The 17,284-nt window shown below is 52.8% G+C and carries 11 protein-coding genes; 6 read left to right on the top strand and 5 right to left on the bottom strand.

What is annotated here, in order from left to right; all coding sequences use genetic code 11:
- Positions 1 to 4: 4 nt before the first annotated feature.
- The 4 genes from DXU84_RS12295 (at position 5) to DXU84_RS12280 (ending at position 9,810) form a co-directional block, all read left to right on the top strand.
- The gene (locus DXU84_RS12295) at positions 5 to 4,399 is read left to right on the top strand and encodes a SpvB/TcaC N-terminal domain-containing protein (protein ID WP_153375864.1); all 4,395 of its coding nucleotides are present in this window, start codon (positions 5 to 7) and stop codon (positions 4,397 to 4,399) included.
- Between the two features lie 419 nt (positions 4,400 to 4,818).
- Positions 4,819 to 7,824 carry an RHS repeat-associated core domain-containing protein gene (locus DXU84_RS12290; protein WP_153375862.1) on the top strand — a complete coding sequence of 1,002 codons (3,006 nt, stop codon included), beginning with the start codon at positions 4,819 to 4,821 and terminating at the stop codon, positions 7,822 to 7,824.
- A gap of 183 nt (positions 7,825 to 8,007) precedes the next feature.
- The gene (gene aqpZ / locus DXU84_RS12285; RefSeq protein WP_015689848.1) at positions 8,008 to 8,703 is read left to right on the top strand and encodes an aquaporin Z; all 696 of its coding nucleotides are present in this window, start codon (positions 8,008 to 8,010) and stop codon (positions 8,701 to 8,703) included.
- A gap of 93 nt (positions 8,704 to 8,796) precedes the next feature.
- Complete coding sequence (locus tag DXU84_RS12280; protein ID WP_153375860.1) at positions 8,797 to 9,810, top strand: alpha/beta fold hydrolase; 1,014 nt, start codon at positions 8,797 to 8,799, stop codon at positions 9,808 to 9,810.
- A gap of 84 nt (positions 9,811 to 9,894) precedes the next feature.
- Here DXU84_RS12280 and DXU84_RS12275 read toward each other — a convergent pair whose 3' ends face one another.
- Positions 9,895 to 10,401: a phenolic acid decarboxylase gene (locus tag DXU84_RS12275; RefSeq protein WP_013575234.1), complete on the bottom strand. Its 507-nt coding sequence runs from the start codon at positions 10,399 to 10,401 to the stop codon at positions 9,895 to 9,897.
- A gap of 145 nt (positions 10,402 to 10,546) precedes the next feature.
- Between DXU84_RS12275 and DXU84_RS12270 the strand changes: the two genes are divergently transcribed.
- On the top strand, positions 10,547 to 11,443 hold the full coding sequence (locus tag DXU84_RS12270) for a LysR family transcriptional regulator (protein WP_112197703.1): 897 nt from the start codon (positions 10,547 to 10,549) through the stop codon (positions 11,441 to 11,443).
- Positions 11,444 to 11,478: 35 nt separating this feature from the next.
- Here DXU84_RS12270 and DXU84_RS12265 read toward each other — a convergent pair whose 3' ends face one another.
- On the bottom strand, positions 11,479 to 13,113 hold the full coding sequence (locus DXU84_RS12265) for a phosphoethanolamine transferase (protein ID WP_121019404.1): 1,635 nt from the start codon (positions 13,111 to 13,113) through the stop codon (positions 11,479 to 11,481).
- A gap of 361 nt (positions 13,114 to 13,474) precedes the next feature.
- Between DXU84_RS12265 and lpxA the strand changes: the two genes are divergently transcribed.
- The gene (lpxA, locus tag DXU84_RS12260; RefSeq protein ID WP_041673215.1) at positions 13,475 to 14,263 is read left to right on the top strand and encodes an acyl-ACP--UDP-N-acetylglucosamine O-acyltransferase; all 789 of its coding nucleotides are present in this window, start codon (positions 13,475 to 13,477) and stop codon (positions 14,261 to 14,263) included.
- A gap of 43 nt (positions 14,264 to 14,306) precedes the next feature.
- Here lpxA and DXU84_RS12255 read toward each other — a convergent pair whose 3' ends face one another.
- Genes DXU84_RS12255 through DXU84_RS12245 form a run of 3 tightly spaced genes read right to left on the bottom strand, consistent with a single transcriptional unit; the run spans position 14,307 to position 16,978 of the window.
- Entirely contained in the window at positions 14,307 to 15,329 is a 1,023-nt protein-coding gene (locus DXU84_RS12255) for a DUF2891 domain-containing protein (RefSeq protein WP_153375858.1), read from the bottom strand.
- A gap of 12 nt (positions 15,330 to 15,341) precedes the next feature.
- Complete coding sequence (locus tag DXU84_RS12250; RefSeq protein WP_370461771.1) at positions 15,342 to 16,289, bottom strand: DUF979 domain-containing protein; 948 nt, start codon at positions 16,287 to 16,289, stop codon at positions 15,342 to 15,344.
- Positions 16,289 to 16,978 (bottom strand): DUF969 domain-containing protein, encoded by a 690-nt coding sequence (locus tag DXU84_RS12245; RefSeq protein ID WP_013575240.1) that lies wholly within the window; start codon positions 16,976 to 16,978, stop codon positions 16,289 to 16,291. Before DXU84_RS12245 ends, DXU84_RS12250 begins: the two co-directional genes overlap by 1 nt.
- Positions 16,979 to 17,284 lie beyond the last annotated feature (306 nt).

Raw genomic sequence — 17,284 nt, 5'->3', positions numbered from 1 at the left:
CGGTATGCAGCAAACAGAAAAATCTTCAACGTTGCCGGTTAACGGTCTCACTCTGCCAAAGGGCGGAGGCGCCATCCAGGGCATGGGCGAGTCGCTCGGAAACATTGGGCCGAACGGCATGGCCACTCTGTCTCTGCCCCTGCCCATTTCACCCGGACGGGGTTATGTGCCAGCCCTGACACTGAGTTACAGCAGTGGCGCGGGAAACAGTGAATTTGGTATGGGGTGGGGATGCGGGACCGCCAGCATCAGGAGGCGGACCAGCAAGGGGGTGCCACTTTATACGGGCGAAGACGTGTTTATCGGGCCGGGCGGAGAGGTGCTTATCCCGCAATACAGCGATGACGGACAGATCGTCAGCCGTAACGTATCACGCTACGCAAAGGTGACGCTGGATCAAACCTGGCGTGTCACATCTTATTTTGCGCAAATCACTGCCGGGAGTGACCTTATTGAGCGCTGGCAGGGCGTGCAAAGCGGCGATTTCTGGCTGGTTCATACCGCCGACGGCCAGCTTCATTGCCTGGGGAAATCACCTGCGGCACAACTGACTGATCCCGATGACCCCGGCCGCATTGCAGCCTGGATGCTGCAAGAGTCGGTCAATCCTGCTGGCGAACATATTTGCTATCGCTATAAAAAAGAAGATGCCGCCGGTGTCAGCCTGAGCGGGAATGAACAGCAACGGGAGCATCGTGCATTTATCTATCTGATGCAGGTTGATTATGGCAACCGAACGGCACAGGACGCGCTTTATGCCTGGACGGGGGCGATCCCGGATGACAGCCAATGGTTGTTCAGCCTGGTGTTCGATTATGGTCAGCGGAGTCTGGATCCGGCCGTACCGGTAGCTTATGCCCCCGTCAATGACTGGCTGGTGAGACCCGATCCTTTTTCCAGCTATGACGTTGGTTTTGAGGTTCGCTGTCACCGGCTCTGTCACCAGGTGCTGATGTTTCATCGTTTTCCGTCTGAACTTCATACACCGGAGACACTGACCCATCGGTTGCTGCTTGAGTATCAGAGTTCCGCCATGCTGAGTCAGATAAGCGGTGCGCAGATACTGGCTTATGAAACCGATGGCACGGTGCAGAGTCGTCCGCCGCTTGATTTGAGTTACAGCCCGTTCTCTGTCACGGCATCACCAGACCTGTGGCAGCCTTTTCCTGCGCTGGCGGGACTGGATGACGGGCAACAGTATCAGTTGGTGGATTTATACGGCGAAGGCATTCCCGGCGTACTGTTTCGTCAGTCCACTGGCTGGTTCTATCGTGCGCCGGTAAGAGGCAGTGACGGTGAGAACAGCGTCACCTATGGTGACTGGCAGCTTTTACCTCAGGTGCCTGCCATGCAGCCTTCCTCCATGGCGTTGATGGACGTCAATGGGGACGGGCGCCTCGACTGGCTGGTGACCGCGCCAGGCATCAATGGTTTCTTCACGCTAAACCCGTCGGGTGAATGGTCATCCTTTACGCCGTTTTCCGCTTTTCCGACGGAATTCAGCCATCCTTCTGCACAATGGGCTGACCTGACCGGCTCGGGGCTGACGGATATCGCGTTAATCGGACCGAAAAGTGTGCGTCTTTATGCCAATAAGCGGATGGGCTTTACCCCTCCGGCAGAGATTGAGCAGCAATATACTCTCCCGGTCTTTGCCCGGGATGCCACTGAGCTGGTGGCGTTCAGCGATATGCTGGGATCGGGCCAGCAACACTTGATCCGCATTCGTCATGACGGCATCACTGTCTGGCCAAATCTGGGGCAGGGCAAATTTGGTGAACCTTTTGTTCTCAGTTCGCTGAACTTTGATCGCCAGAGCTTTGATCCCAGCCGCATCATTCTGGCCGATCTGGACGGGGCTGGGGGCGCCGATTTGTTGTATATGCACAGCGATTACATTGAAATTTTCGCCAACCTGTCGGGTAACGGGCTGGCAGCACCGGTACAGATTCCGTTGCCTGCCGGAATCCGTTACGACAATTTATGTCAGTTAAACGTTGCCGATTCGCAGGGGCTGGGCGTAGCAAGTCTGATCCTGTCGGTGCCCTATATGACGCCACAACACTGGCATTGTGATTTAACCAGCATAAAGCCCTATCTGCTGGAGTCGGTGAACAACAATCAGGGCCGCCACAACCAGATCATTTACCGCAGTTCGGCGCAAGAGTGGCTTGATGAAAAACAGTTGTTTCCCGGCGCTGTTTCGGCACTACCTTTCCCGATCCATATCGTTTCGCAAACGGTCAATACCGACGAGATCAGCGGCAGTGTACTGACAAAACGCTGCCGTTACCGTAAGGGTGTGTATGACGGCATTATGCGTGAATTCTATGGTTTTGGTTATCTGGAGCAAACCGATGCTATCGGTGGCGGGCAAACCAGTGAGGATACTGAACCGCTGATCAGTAAAAGCTGGTTTCATACCGGGCACGAAGAGGATGAAAATAACCTTTACGGAGCACCTTATGTGGGACGTTTTTCGGTGGTGGTAAACCCTACCCGGTTAAGTGAGTTTGATGCCATAAACGGCAAAGACATTGTGCTGTCGGATGTGAGTCGTGAGAGCCGCGCCTGGCTCTATCGCGCGCTGAAAGGATCACTACTTTGCAGTGAAGTGTATGGGGTGAATAACCCGATTCCTTATACCCAGACCACCCAACGTTATCAGGTGCGTCTGGTACAACCCGCCAGAGGTAAAATTGCCGCCGTGGCGATGCCGGGCTTGCTTGAGTCGGTCAGCTATAACTGGGAGCAGATTGCAACCGACCCGGTGATCGGCCAACAGGTCGTCATGCAAAAAGACCGCTACGGGGCCACGGTGTGGCAGGTGAATATAAATTATCCTCGTCTGACCAAACCCGCTGTCGATCCGTATCCGGCCACCTTGCCGGATACGGCATGGGCAAGCTCGTATGACAGTCAGCAGCAGGTGCTGAGAATAACCGAGGGCCGGGCATCTTATATTGATTTGACTGACCCGCAGGCGTGGCGTCCGGGGATCAGTGATTGTCAGCGTACCAATGTCCTGACTTATGAGAACTATACGTTACCGGCGAACGGCATTACGTTTGAAATGTTAAGCGAACCTGACGGGTTACTGGGCAACAGTCGCCCGCGTATTTATGCCGGCCAAAGCCAGATATTTTATCAACCTGCGGTGCCGGATTTGGGGGCGAGGGTTGACCATGTCGAAACGGCAGAGCTGGATGAGGTCAGTCTGGCGGCGTATGACGGCATACTCAGCCGCGACGAACTTATTCCGCTCCTGGCAGAGGCCGGTTATGTGCATGTGCCTGCGTTGTTGCCAGTAGCCGGTGCCAGTGATGCGGCGGTCTATTGTATTGCCAGTGCTTATACGACTTACTTACCTGCCAGCCGTTTTTATTTGCCTGAGACACAGCGGCAAACGCTGTTAACCGGTGTGACCACACTCACTTACGATGTCTACGGATGTTGTCTCATCAGCTCGCGGGATCCGGCCGGTAATACCACCTCTGCCACGTATGACTATCGCTTCCTGAAACCCACCAAAATCATTGATATTAATGATAATACTGCTGAAGTTCAGCTGGATTCACTCGGCAGGCAGATAGCGACCACCTTTTACGGAACGGAACAGGGCGTGATGACCGGATTTGATTCGGTGACGGAATACCCTGTTCCGGTGACACTGACGGTCGAACAGGCCATTAGTCAGGCGGGAACCAGCCCGCAGCATCTGGCGACCCTCATTGTTGAAGATCCCTTCAGCTGGATGGGCAAGGTGACGAAACAACAGTGTGGCAGCGCCTGGAATATTCTTCTGGAACAGCAATTTATTACGTTTGCGGGCTATATTCGTGCTGCCGGGCGACGCTGGGCAAACTCGGCGACGGTAATTAGCGGCCTTGACGCCTCTGTGCGCCGGCTTCTTGCTGACGCGATGACGACACCTGTCCACCTTGCCACCCTGACAGCAGACCGCTATCCCGATGATGATCAACAGCAGGTCCGTATCAGCGTGGCCTTCTTTGATGGTTTTGGCCGGACATTGCAACAAAGCGGCAAAGTTGCGCCTGGCGAGGCGTGGGTGCGGGATACCGAGGGGGAACTGGTGATCAGTGCGGGAGGGGAGCCGGTGACAGTGCCTGCCAATCCGCGCTGGGCGGTCAGTGGCCGGGTGGAATACAACAATAAAGGACTGCCGGTGCGGGCATATCAGCCCTATTTTATTAACGACTGGCAATACGTTGTCGATTCCGCCATGCGTACTGCGGGTTATGCGGATACTCATTTTTATGACGCACCGGGACGTGAAATTAAAGTGGTCAGAGCGGGATCGGGTTACCAGATCCGCCAGCAATATTTTCCGTGGTTTACCGTGAGTGAGGATGAGAACGATACGCTGGATACACTATGAGCAAGTTTAGTGACACGTCAAAGGAGGCTGCTAATGCCTGGCTCAAATAATACGTTTAGATAGTGTGGCGCTGACAGGCATTGCTACTGTGCGACCGACCGGACACGCATCAGGGGCAAAAATACTGCAGGTTTTGCGCCATTCATACCATGGTCAGCTCCAGCTCCGAATAATAAAGGTTTGTGGAATCGTTTTACTTCTTTTGTTAGCGGTGTTTTTAGAAGGTTATTCAGTTTTATTAGTCATTAAAAATAGGGTCGTGTAAGCACCGGGAAATAAGTTTTATAAAAATCATGTTATTTGAATTTTGTTAATGTTTTTTGTAAAGAAAATTTCCCGGAACAGAGGGGCAGTTTTTGAAATAATGTTTAGGGGAACCAACTGAGGATTTCTGCCTTAAATTTCTAAGGAGTAATTTCATGGCTGATAGTATTTTTTCCGAAACACCGGTCATCAATATTAATGATAACCGTGGCATCACGATACGAACCCTCAACTGGAACCGCTCGCGCACGGGCGATGCTGCCAGTCTGCTGGTTACCCACTGTCTGGTGGCAAATGATTCACTCACCGCCTGTGCGCGGGACCCGCGTCTGTTTATTGCCTGGCAGGCTGAGTCTGCTGCTGCGCCGAATCTTACCACCTTCATTTCGCTAAATGGCCAGCCTTTGCGACGCGACAGTGCTGACAGTGGCCAGAATGCCATGATGTTTGATGCTGAAGGTCGCCCGGTTTGGTCCCGTGATGCAGCAGGTAACACCCTGCAGTGGGCATATGATGAATCGGGTCGGACGCAGTCGGTTAAACAGCAACGCGGTGGTTCCACGGCGATCACCACCTCCGCCGTAATGGTGTATGGCGACAGTGATCCGCAAACGCCGGATCCGCAGAGCAGAAACCTGCGCGGTGTGTGTGTCAGGCGGTACGATGCAGGCGGTCTGCTCACCCTCAGCAGCATCGCACTCAGCGGCGCGACCCTTTCATCTTCTCAGACTTTACTCAGGGAGGCTGACGTTTTGCCGGACTGGCCGGACGATAATGCCGGACGGCTGGCTCTGCTGGAAGAAACGGTCTATACCACCACGCTGCAAGCGGATGCGCTGGGAGTGTCTGTCAAACAGACCGACGCCTGCGGACATGCCGTCAGTGTCACCTGTGATGTCAGTGGTGCAATACTGACACAGACTTTGCAACTGAAAGGACAGTCCCCCGTACCGCTGCTGACAGGGATGACAATAAGCGCTGCAGGACAGGTGTTGACCAGCCATACCGGTAACGGGGTGACGACCACCTGCAGTTATGATGCGGCGACCTTGCGCCTGAGTGAAATCACCACCACACGGGACAGTGATGCCTCTCGCTTACAGTCGCTGAAGTACATTTACGACCCGGCAGGAAACATTACTCAAGTGAATGATTCCACCGTCAGTACAGCCTGGTTCAGTAACCAGAGCACAGACGGAGTCCGGGAATTTGCCTATGACGCCTTGTATCAGCTTGTCAGTGCAACCGGGCGTGAAAACGCTTCGCACGGTGCGCAGGACAGTCATCTGCCTGCGGTTGATGACCAGCATGTGTCTTACACGCGCAACTACACGTATGACGACAGCGGAAACCTGAACACCCTGAAACACGCTGGGGCGGTGAACAGCACGATGAATATGGTCACCGGTCTGACATCAAACCGCAGCATCCGCCAGGACAGTAGCAATACCCTGACGCCAGCGACAATAAACTGGGATAACTGGTTTATGCCAGGCGGGCAACTGAAAACATTGCAAACGGAGGGGGGGAAGCCCGCCAGCGGTTACACCAACGCTATCGACCCGCTGATGTGGGACGCGAATAATCAGTTGCAGACGGTGACGCTGTTAAGCCGCAGCAGCACGGATATCGAACAGAATGACCGCGAGATATACCAGTACCGCGACGGGATAAGGGTACGTAAACAGACCCGCACTCTGACGAATGCGGGCAGCGGGTTATGGACAGTCAGTGAGGTGCGCTACCTGCCGGGGTTGGAGTTGCGCAACATCTGGCAGGAGACGCTGATTAACGGTGTCAGCAGTCAGCCAGCATACCGTGAGCAACTCGAGGTGGTGATCACTCAGGCAGGGCGCAGCCAGATACAAGCGCTGCATTGGGTGAAGGGGCTGCCGACGGGGCTCGGAAACAACCGGGTTCGCTACAGCGTGGATGACAACATCGGTTCCTTACAGCTGGAATTAGATGAAACCGGCCAGATCATCAGCCGGGAGGAATATTATCCGTTCGGTGGCACGGCGGTATGGGCGACCCGCAATGAGACTGAAGCGGCTTATAAAACGGTGCGTTATTCCGGTAAAGAGCGTGACAGCACGGGGTTGTATTACTACGGACACCGTTATTATGCGCCGTGGCTATGCCGCTGGACGGCATCGGATCCGGCCAGGGAAATCGACGGACTCAACCTTTTCAGAATGGTGCAAAACAATCCCATTACTCAATGCGATACCGGTGGTCTGATAACCACCGGCGCAGAGGCACGGCAACGTGTTATGCGTGAGTTTGTCACCGAGGCGCATATGGCACCGATAGAATCAGCCGCCCGGGAGAACAATGCGATATTGAGTTTCAGGGAATCCGGTACCTATACCATAGATGCCCTGAATAACGGTGCGGCGGCTAAGGGGCATAATATCCTCGAGAAAACGATAAAAGATAAGTCTGTAAATGCAGTTTACGGAGAGGATTCGGCCCAGATGCTGGAAAATGCAAAAAATGCAGGGCTGATAGGTCTGGTCGGGCATTGGGGAGGCGCAGCAGGTACGGTCTCGGGGATTTGGGTTCATAATCTTGAAAAAGCAAGAGATGAGGTATTTACGTTGGACTTATCCCGCCAGGAAGATCTGACTCGGTTCAGGGATAATATTAAAGCAAAACGTATTGTTCCTTATACCGGGGATTATGACATGCACGATATTGTATTAAAAAACAGCGGCGTGGCTCCGGCAGTAGGAAGCGAGGATGAAATTGGCATTCGTCATGCAATCAATAAAAATATTGCAGCAGTAGATCCTTCCCGTCCTGCCGAAGCAACTCATATGAATGCTGTCCGGCACGGCGCACAAAATAATTTTGTGCCTTATATGTGGCAGGAAGAGCGACAACACGTTGAAAAAAGTCAGGGTTACTTAGGCGTTGTTGCCAGACCCGGTCCTTTCCCGGTTGCCATCGTTGACGGGGGTGACTGGACTGTCGCAGATACAGAAGCAGAGTGGCGTGACTATTTTCGTTCACGAAAAACGTCGCAACCGCAACACTGGAGCGCTTTCCCGGAAAATATCCCCGGTCTTAATACGGGCCTGAGAAATACAAGGCCTGGATTTGTATTAACGCCACAACATCAGCGTGCGATGAGCCGGTCGGCAGGTCATGTGGGTTAACCTGTGACGCCAAATACACATCGCAGATTACTGTACTTTTGATTCGCATTATGAATATTTCAGTGCTTAACTATTTCTAGTTTTAATTAAAAGTAGTCGGTGTATTATCCTGTTTTTCTTTTTATGGCGGCCATTTCAAGTGGTTGAAAGTTAAATTTTAAGTTGATAATGCAAGGGGCTGTTATGTTCAGGAGATTATCTGCCGAGTTTATCGGCACTTTCGTTCTGGTCTTCGGAGGCTGTGGCAGCGCGGTTATCGCTGCGGGCTTTCCTGGTCTGGGTATCGGGTTTGCCGGTGTCGCACTGGCATTTGGTCTGACCGTATTAACGATGGCCTTTGCGGTCGGCCATATTTCTGGCGGTCATTTTAATCCGGCGGTGACATTAGGTTTATTCGCGGGTGGTCGTATTCCGGCTACGGATGTCGTGCCTTATATCATTTCACAGGTTCTTGGCGGGATCGCCGCAGCGGCTGTGTTGTATGTCATTGCCAGCGGCCATGCGGGCTTTGATGCAACAGGCAGTGGTTTTGCCTCTAACGGCTATGGTGAGCACTCACCGGGCGGCTACAGCCTGGCCGCAGCGATGGTGTGTGAAGGTGTGCTGACCGCCGTGTTCCTGATTGTTATTCACGGCGCAACCGACAAACGTGCGCCTGCGGGGTTTGCTCCGGTTGCGATTGGTCTGGCACTCACCCTTATCCATCTCATCAGTATTCCGGTGACCAACACCTCGGTTAACCCGGCGCGCAGCACGGCGGTGGCATTATTCCAGGGCACCTGGGCGGTTCAGCAACTGTGGATGTTCTGGCTGATGCCGCTGGCCGGTGGCGTGGTGGGCGGTTTGATTTACCGTTACATTCTGCAATCGAAAGACTGAATCAGCCTGCGTTAAGTGGTTTTCCTGACGGCGTAAAGTTTGTAGCATAAGGCTTTACGCCGTCTGTTCCGTGAACACCACCAGGACAACCCCATGCTTCCCCGTTTTAAATTGCTCTTTTGTGCTGCTGTTTTATCGTTCTCCTTCTCCGGCGCGTCAATGGCTGCCGATGCGCCTTCTTACGGTCCGCAATTGCAGGGATTTGATTATCCGTTCCCGCTGAAACAATTCTCTTTTAATTCTCAGGGTGCCCCGCTGCAAATGGGGTATCTGGATGTGCCGCCCACCGGGCATAAAAATGGTCAGACCGTGGTGCTGATGCATGGCAAGAATTTCTGTGCCGCGACCTGGGGTGACACTATTTCGGCGCTGGTCAGTAAAGGCTACCGGGTTATCGCGCCCGATCAGGTCGGGTTCTGTTCGTCGACCAAACCTTCGCATTACCAGTACAGTTTCCAGCAACTGGCAACCAACACGCATGATTTGCTTAGAAGTCTGAAGATTACCAAAGCGGTGATTGTCGGGCATTCGACCGGCGGTATGCTGGCGACGCGCTACAGCCTGATGTATGCGCCGGAAGTGTCGAAACTGGTGCTGGTGAACCCGATTGGTCTGGAAGACTGGAAAGCTAAGGGCGTGCCGTATCGTACCGTCGATCAGTGGTACGACCGTGAGCTGAAAACCTCGGCGGACAGCATCAGGCAGTACGAACTCAAAACCTATTACGTGAATAAGTGGAAACCGGAATACGACCGCTGGGTCGATATGCTGGCAGGGCTGAACAACGGGCCGGGGCATAAACTGGTGGCCTGGAACTCGGCACTGATATACGACATGATTTTCACGCAGCCGGTCTTTTACGAATTCAAAAACCTGCGTGTACCGACCACGCTGATGATCGGCACGGCTGACACCACAGCCATCGGCAGCGATATTGCGCCGCCTGCGGTAAAAGCAAAAATCGGTCATTACAACGTGCTGGGTAAACAGGTTGCGAAGCTTATTCCGCACGCGAAACTGATTGAGTTTAAAGGTCTGGGCCACGCACCGCAGATGGAAGAACCGGAAAGATTCAATGCGACGCTGCTGAAAACGCTGGCGCGCTGATGTTCCTGTCCCCCTGAAACGGTATTCATGAAAAAAACCGCAGTCATGACGGACTGCGGTTTTTTTATGTCTGCGGGTTAACGATTAACGCAGATTGTCCGGGAAGTTAGCCGGTAACTCGCTGGCAGCGCAGTCGATCACAGTGTCATTGTCAGCGCCGCAGTCACGGACGAAGGTAATGGTGGCGAATTCGTCGATGACTTCAGTCGGATAAGCGGGTCCGGCATCGCGGTAAGCATTCATCAATGGAATATGTTCGTTCTGGAAGCACACGGTTTTTTCCGGATTGTTCATGATCCAGCGTGGGAAGAAAATGGTGCCGTGGAACACGTTGTCGCCCAGATTTACAATCAGGCTGACATCTGTACCGGTCGGTTCTGTCCAGGAAATTTTGTACACATCAGAAGCCACACGCACGATATAGGCTTTCTGGTCTTTCACCCAGCGGTTACCGACCAGCCCGCTATGGATGCGGTAATCCAGCGTTTCGGCATTTTTCACATAGATTTCATAATTCCAGCCGTTGTCGTAAGTGTAAACAACGTGTTTGCCGATGAAATTGCTCAGGTCATGTTTATCAAAGTTGCTCATGGTAATTCTCCTTAATGCAGTAACAGGTGAAATGTTTTGTTTCGATGAGGAGAATATTACGCGCTAAAAAATTGATAAAAAAACGCTGATTTCAGATGGAAATAATCTAAAATTTAGATGTGTTTTACCTAAAGGGAGTAAAAATATGGCACTTCCACGCACCACACTTGAGCAGTGGGTGGTATTACAAACGGTGATTGAACAAGGAAGTTACGCGCAGGCCGCAGAGGTACTGAACCGCAGTCAGTCTTCCGTCAGTTATGCCCTGAGTGGGTTACAGGAACGTCTCGGTCTGCCGTTGCTGGAGATTCATGGCCGTAAAGCGACGCTGACGGAACAGGGGCGGGCGTTGCTGATGCAGGCCACGCCGCTGATTTCCGCCTTTTTGCAACTTGAGCACCGTGCCGCCGGGCTGAAAGACGGGACGCGCACCGAACTGAGCCTGGTTGTCGACAGTGTCTTTCCCAAATACCGTCTGTTTCGCGCACTCAAAAATTTTCAGCAGCAGTTTCCCGATACCCGTGTTCATCTGACAGAAATTCTGCGCGGCGAAAGCCTTAAGCAATTAAATGAACGATCAGCGGATTTATACATCACCACACTGGCACCGGAAAATGCGATACAGGGGCGCTTCCTGCTCGACGTGGATTTTGTGCCGGTGGCCAAAAGCGATCATCCGCTGATGAGCCTCACCGTTCCGCTGACTGCGCAGGATCTGGCGCGTTTTCCGCTGATTAGCGTGGCCGACCGGCACGCGCCGCGTGCAGAAAATGTGTCATCCGGCCCTGTTGCCAGCTGGACATTCACCACCGTCGGGGCCGCGATGGAAGCCATTGCGGTGGGCGTGGGGTACGGCTGGCTGCCGCTGGAAAGTGTGGAAAAAGCGCTGGAGAGCGGTTTGCTCCGCCGACTGGAATTATCAGCCAGAACGGTGCGGCAAACGGCTTTGTATATGGTGATGGATAATGAATCTGAGCGGTTTGATAAAACGGTCAGCACGCTGGCAAAAAGCATTCTGACGGAGTGCGGTTTGCTGCCATAACGTTCTGGCAGCAAACCGTTTCAACAGGGGCGTGATTACCTTTGTGATGTACGACAGGCTGCCAGAATATCCAGTTGCGGATCACGTTCCGAGGTTTGCACGTCCATCGCGCTCAGCACGGTGTGGAACAGGTTATCCTGTGAAACGTCTTTGTTCACGGCATACGATTTCAGGCATTGCAGATCAATTCCCTGCGCTTTCACATAACCGCTGGATAACCAGAACAGCATCGGCACGTGTGTCTGTTGCGCCGGTGCCACGCTGTAAGGCGTGCCGTGCAAATACAGGCCATTTTCACCCAGCGATTCGCCATGGTCAGAAAGATAAATCACGGCCACGTTGTACTTATCCTGATACTGCTTCGCCTTCTCAATCACCTGCGACACCGTGTAATCCGTGTAAAGCAGGGTATTATCGTAGGTATTCACCAGTTGTTCCTGAGAACAGTTTTCAATATCGCTGCGCGGGCAGTCAGGCATAAACTTACGGAATTCCTGCGGATAGCGTTTGTAGTACGTCGGGCCGTGGCTGCCGATCAGATGTAAGCCAATCAGCGTATTTTTGCCGTCAGGTTTGATGTCGTCATCGATATTCTGCATCAGCGCCATGTCGTAGCAGGTATCGCCATCACAGTATTTACCGTCTTTTTTTGTATCGATGGTGATATTCGGCACACGGTCGCATACGCCTTTGCAGCCTTCATCATTGTCTTTCCAGAACACCGAAACACCGGCTTTATGCAGGATATCCAGCAAGCCTTCACTGTTACGGGCGCGGTTGGCGTCGTAGCGGGTGCGCTTCATATTCGAGAACATGCACGGCACAGAAATCGCCGTTGCCGTGCCGCATGACGTCATTTTATTAAAGAACACCACGTCAGGAATAGCCTGTGTGTACTGATTAGTCGGTTTGGCGTAACCCTCAGATGACTGATTTTGCGCCCGCGCGGTTTCCCCAATCACCAGGAACACCAGATTTGGTTTCTGCCCCGGTTGCTGCACCAGTTTTGCATCGTTGCCAATAGTCTGGAACGGCATTTTCGGCGTGAAGTAACGGTGATTGATGTACTGGAACGCGCTGTAGAGGTAGTTTGTCGGCACAATTTCCAGATTCAGGGTGCGGTTGTTACGGCCCACAGAGGCGTAATCTTTGTAAAAAATCCCGGCAATGGAGGCAACCACCAGCAATGAAATCACCATCGACACCAGACGGACACCGAGACGGCGTAACGGCGTTTTTTCATAGCTGACCGGTGTCAGGAAAAGCAAAATAGCGGGCAAAACGCCGGTGAAGACAAACCACAGTATCACTTTCAGATTCAGGTAAGACGACGCTTCAGCCGATTGCGTCTCGAGAATATTTTCGATCATGCCGCGATCAAATACGACCTGGAAGGTCATCATCGCAAAACTGGCGAGGGCACTGACCGGCAGCACGATAATAAAGAACGGCTTAAGCAATGGACGAAAGCTGAAAGGGGTGAACACAAAGTTCAGTGCGGCAAACAGCGCAACCGGAATGCTCAGGGCAAAAGCCAGGTTGTACGCGGGCAGTGCATGTAAGATGTGATAAAAATGCAGCAAAATCGGCAGATTAACGATAAAGGTAAAATACAGGGTCAGCAGTAAAGTCAGCGTAAAGTAGCTAATCTTCGGAAATATAGAGCGCAATGAAAACTCCCAACAGGGTGGTGGTAGCAGCGTTGATGTGAAGGAAACATAACGTATAGAAATGAATATCCAATAGAATATTCATCCAAGCTTAAGAAAGCCTTAATCTACCTGTCATATAATTTTCATTATGCAGCGTTTCCGAAAAGGTTCAGAAAATAAAAAAAATATAAGAGACCGCCTTTTCGATCCTGAAGCCTTATGCTGTGCCGTGTAGCGATGCGGATGTTCAACGAAACACTCCCCTTGTTTAAACCTCTCTGAGTGCGTTTCCCTCCGCTCATTTTGATCTTTCCCTGATTATGCCTGTCCGGTTTAATTCACTACTGACTGCCTGCTGGCTGTCAGAAGGATGTTCGTGTTGATTTCATCTTCGGCCACAATTGCGGCCAGCAGTATCATAGAGCCAGGTGTCATTATCGGCCCGCGAGTGGTTATCGGGCCTTTCTGCTTTATTTCCGCCGGTGTGCAAATCGGCGAAGGAACACACATTTCTTCTCATGTCGTTATCAACGGCAATACCAAAATTGGCACGGATAACCAGATTGGCATGGGCTCATCCATTGGCGAGATCAGCCAGGATTTGAAATACGCCGGAGAACCCACCGGGCTGGAAATCGGCAATGGAAACCGCATTGGCCGCCACGTGACACTGCATCGCGGCACCGTGCAGGGCGGTGGTATGACCCGGATCGGGCACCTGAATGTGTTTGAAGGGGGCGTGCATGTCGGCCATGACTGTCAGATAGGAAATGCCACGTTTATCGGCGAACACAGTGCTCTGGCGGGGCATGTTTCATTAGGCAGTGATGCCCGGATTGATGCCCTGAGCGCGGTGCATCAGTTTTGTATTATTGGCACGGGCGTCCATCTCCTTGCTAATACCTGTGTGGTGCAGGACGTGCCGCCTTTTGTGATAGCGGGGGGAAATCGCGCGGTGCCGAAAGGGATAAACGAGCAGGCAACGGAATTTTGCCGGGCCGGCAAAGCGCAGCAAAATGTCATCCGCTATCTGTACGATTTGCTTTATCACCAGCCGGAATCGGTGGAACGGGTGAAGGGGGAAATTGAGCAGCTCAGCGCGGAATATCCGTTACTGTGCCACTTCAATGCATTTTTCCTTGATTCAGCGCGCGGGATTATTCGCTAACGATTTCACGATAACCCTGCGGCTGAACAGAGGAAGAGGACTGTCAGGCTTCGAGTGCCAACAGGGCAAAGGTCGCCAGCCAGTGTTCGCCCATGTAGGTGCTGTCAAGATGGTTCAGCGCGCTGTGCAGATGGGCTTCTGCCGTCTGGCGCAGCAAGGCCGCACGCGGATCGTCCGCTGGCAGCGCAGAGGCCAGCGAACGCTGACACCAGGCGCGGCTGAGATTCAGTCCGTCCAGATGGCCAATTTTACCGTCACTGCGGTCAGTGACCGTGGCGGGGGTGAAAAGCGTGGCAGGCTGACTGTGAGCCAGATCCGGCAGGAAACGGCCAAACCAGGTCACAAATGCTTCGCCCGGCAGAACGCGCCGCATCAGTTCAGCCTCCATCAGGGAGGGTGACAGGAATTCATCACCGCCTGGTTCCCACGCCTGACAATGCACATCTTCCAGATGCCAGCACAGCGCCGTTTCTTCGATCAGTTCTGCCAGTTTGTGATGCTTAACGCAGCGCGCATAATCAAGCGTTAATGCCAGTGCAAACGCGGTGTTAAAATGGCTGCCGACCCGCAGGGGATAGGTGGCTTTGGGCAAAAACTCACTAAAACTCTTTTCGAAGAACCGGCTCATCGGCGCCAGCGTTTTTGCCCATTCAGCAGCCTGCGGCAATGCCATCTCATGCAATTGCTGGCTCAGCGCCAGAAACCACGCCCAGCCATACGGTCTTTCAAATCCGGCATGTTGCGGTTGTTGCAGATAGGCCATTTCACCGGCGACGTTTTCTGGCGTGAAATGCTGGCCGATCACCGCAATGATTTTTTCAGCTTCCGGTAATTGCGGAAAACGATCCAGCAGGCGCAGCAATAACCAGTATCCGTGCACGCAGGAATGCCAGTCATAGCTGCCGTAAAAGACCGGATGTAACTGGCGTGGCGTTTGCGCATCTGCCGCGCTGCTCATGGCATGCATGAGTTTGTTCGGGAATTCACGGGTTAAATGATTCAGCGCCAGTGAGGCAAAACGGGACGCCATCTCTGGCGTCAGGGCGGTACTTTGTTGCGTCGTCATCGTCTTTCCTTATCAGAAACGGAACACAAAGAAATACATAAACGCGGTATTCACCAGCAACAGCAATACACCGGTTTTCCACTGCGCTTTAATCACGCCATTCTTGTCCTGCAATTCGAGCAACGCCGCAGGCACGATATTGAAATTGGCCGCCATCGGCGTCATTAAGGTGCCGCAGAAACCGGACAACATGCCGATCGCGCCCATAATCGCCGGATTTCCACCCAACTGGTTGACGATGAGTGGCAGCCCGATCCCCGCGGTCATCACCGGGAAGGCGGCAAAACCGTTGCCCATGATCATGGTGAAAAGTGCCATGCCGAAGGTATAGGCAATCACAATCGCCAGCGGTGAGCCGAGCGGAATGATGTTTTTGACCAGTTCAGATACCACGCCACCGACCCCCGCCAGCGCAAACAGCGCGCCGAGTGCGGCCAGCATCTGCGGCAGAATAGCCGCCCAGCCGACGGTATCCATCGTCTGTCCTCCCGCTTTCACGGCTTTGACCGGCGAATCACGCAGCATAATCAGCGCCACAATAAAGGCCACCAGCGTGCCGAGTACCAGCGAAATCAGCGTCACGTTTTTGGCTTCCACCAGCGGCGTGTATTTCAGCGTCAGGGTGCCGATCAGGGTCACAATCGGGATCAGCAGGGCAGGAATAAACAGTTTGTTGCCAAAACGTTTGGCGCCTGCTTCGCGTTTTTCGACCTGTCCGGGCTGCTCACTGTCTGATTTGCCTTTACCCAGTTTCCCGCTACCGGCGATGACCGCCAGTAAAATCGCCATACAGCCGGTCACGAAGTGCGGCAATTCAGCGCCAAACAGGAAAGTGACACCGTAAATGCCCCAGAACAGCGCGTTGACATAACGGCGGGAATGGCTTTTATCGCGCACGTTGAAGAACGCATAGGCGCAGAACATCAGGCCCGCAAGAATATAAACAGTCTGCAGGTTAATCATTTCGCTGCACTCCCGTGATGAACGTCGAAGCGTTTAGCCAGCGAGCGGTCAAGCAGCCATAACCGTATAAAGTGGATAATCAGCGCAGCAATGGCGGTAGGGATCGCCCAGACAGACAGGTGCAGCGGTTCAACGTTAATGCCGTACTGTTCCAGAAAACCTTTGATCAGCAGGATAGATTGCACGGCAATGAAAATGTCTTCACCGAAGAACACCGCCACGTTATCGGCGGCTGCCGCGTGAGCACGGATTTTCTGTCGCACATCATTAGGCAAATCGCCGTATTTGGTGGTGGCCGCAGCTTCAGCCATCGGCGCTATCAGCGGACGTACCATCTGTGCATGACCGCCCAGCGAGTTAAGCCCCAGTGCGGCGGTCATCTGACGCAGGAAGAAGTACAGCATCAGCACACGGCCGGTAGTGGCGGCATGCACTTTGGAAATCAGATGACGGGCCTGTTCTTTCAGGCCGCTGCGTTCGAGGATCGCGATCACCGGCAGTGTCAGCCAGATCAATCCCATATAGCGGTTATCGGTGAACGCTTTGCCGAAGGCGCTGATGATGTCGATGGTATGCATGCCGCCCGCCAGACCGGTAGAAATACCGGCCACGGTCACCACTAATAAAGGATTAAACCGCAGTGCAAAACCCAGCACGACGATCGGAATACCAATTAAAACCCACATATTTTGTCCCTCAATAATGTTGTGTTTGTTTTATATTTTTAATGGATCTGAACAGCGCTATACGCGGGTAATAACTGCGTGTTATTACTTAGAATTAATGCGTATATAAAAAGCGTGAGGCGGAAAGTAACAAGCGTTAACGGTGAACGCAAGATGCAAAGGCAGGGGAGGTCATAGGAAATTATTCTATGAATCTGATGTTTAGCATTCTGACGAAATAAATAACTGGTATGGAAATAGTGACTGGCGTATCTGACAGGGCGCGGGCGAAATAACAGAATAAATAACCCGGCCTGATGGACGGGT

It is taken from the genome of Rahnella sp. RcJ3 (assembly GCF_009498575.1).
Classification (GTDB): domain Bacteria; phylum Pseudomonadota; class Gammaproteobacteria; order Enterobacterales; family Enterobacteriaceae; genus Rahnella; species Rahnella aceris.
Note: the sequence above shows the minus strand (reverse complement) of the source record. Positions and strands in the feature narration are given on the sequence as shown.

Coding starts and splice junctions, on each gene's coding strand:
- DXU84_RS12275 (WP_013575234.1), bottom strand. CDS start 10,401: ATGAGCAACTTTGATAAACATGACCTGAGCAATTTCATCGGCAAACAC.
- DXU84_RS12270 (WP_112197703.1), top strand. CDS start 10,547: ATGGCACTTCCACGCACCACACTTGAGCAGTGGGTGGTATTACAAACG.
- aqpZ (WP_015689848.1), top strand. CDS start 8,008: ATGTTCAGGAGATTATCTGCCGAGTTTATCGGCACTTTCGTTCTGGTC.
- DXU84_RS12295 (WP_153375864.1), top strand. CDS start 5: ATGCAGCAAACAGAAAAATCTTCAACGTTGCCGGTTAACGGTCTCACT.
- DXU84_RS12280 (WP_153375860.1), top strand. CDS start 8,797: ATGCTTCCCCGTTTTAAATTGCTCTTTTGTGCTGCTGTTTTATCGTTC.
- DXU84_RS12290 (WP_153375862.1), top strand. CDS start 4,819: ATGGCTGATAGTATTTTTTCCGAAACACCGGTCATCAATATTAATGAT.
- DXU84_RS12245 (WP_013575240.1), bottom strand. CDS start 16,978: ATGTGGGTTTTAATTGGTATTCCGATCGTCGTGCTGGGTTTTGCACTG.
- DXU84_RS12255 (WP_153375858.1), bottom strand. CDS start 15,329: ATGACGACGCAACAAAGTACCGCCCTGACGCCAGAGATGGCGTCCCGT.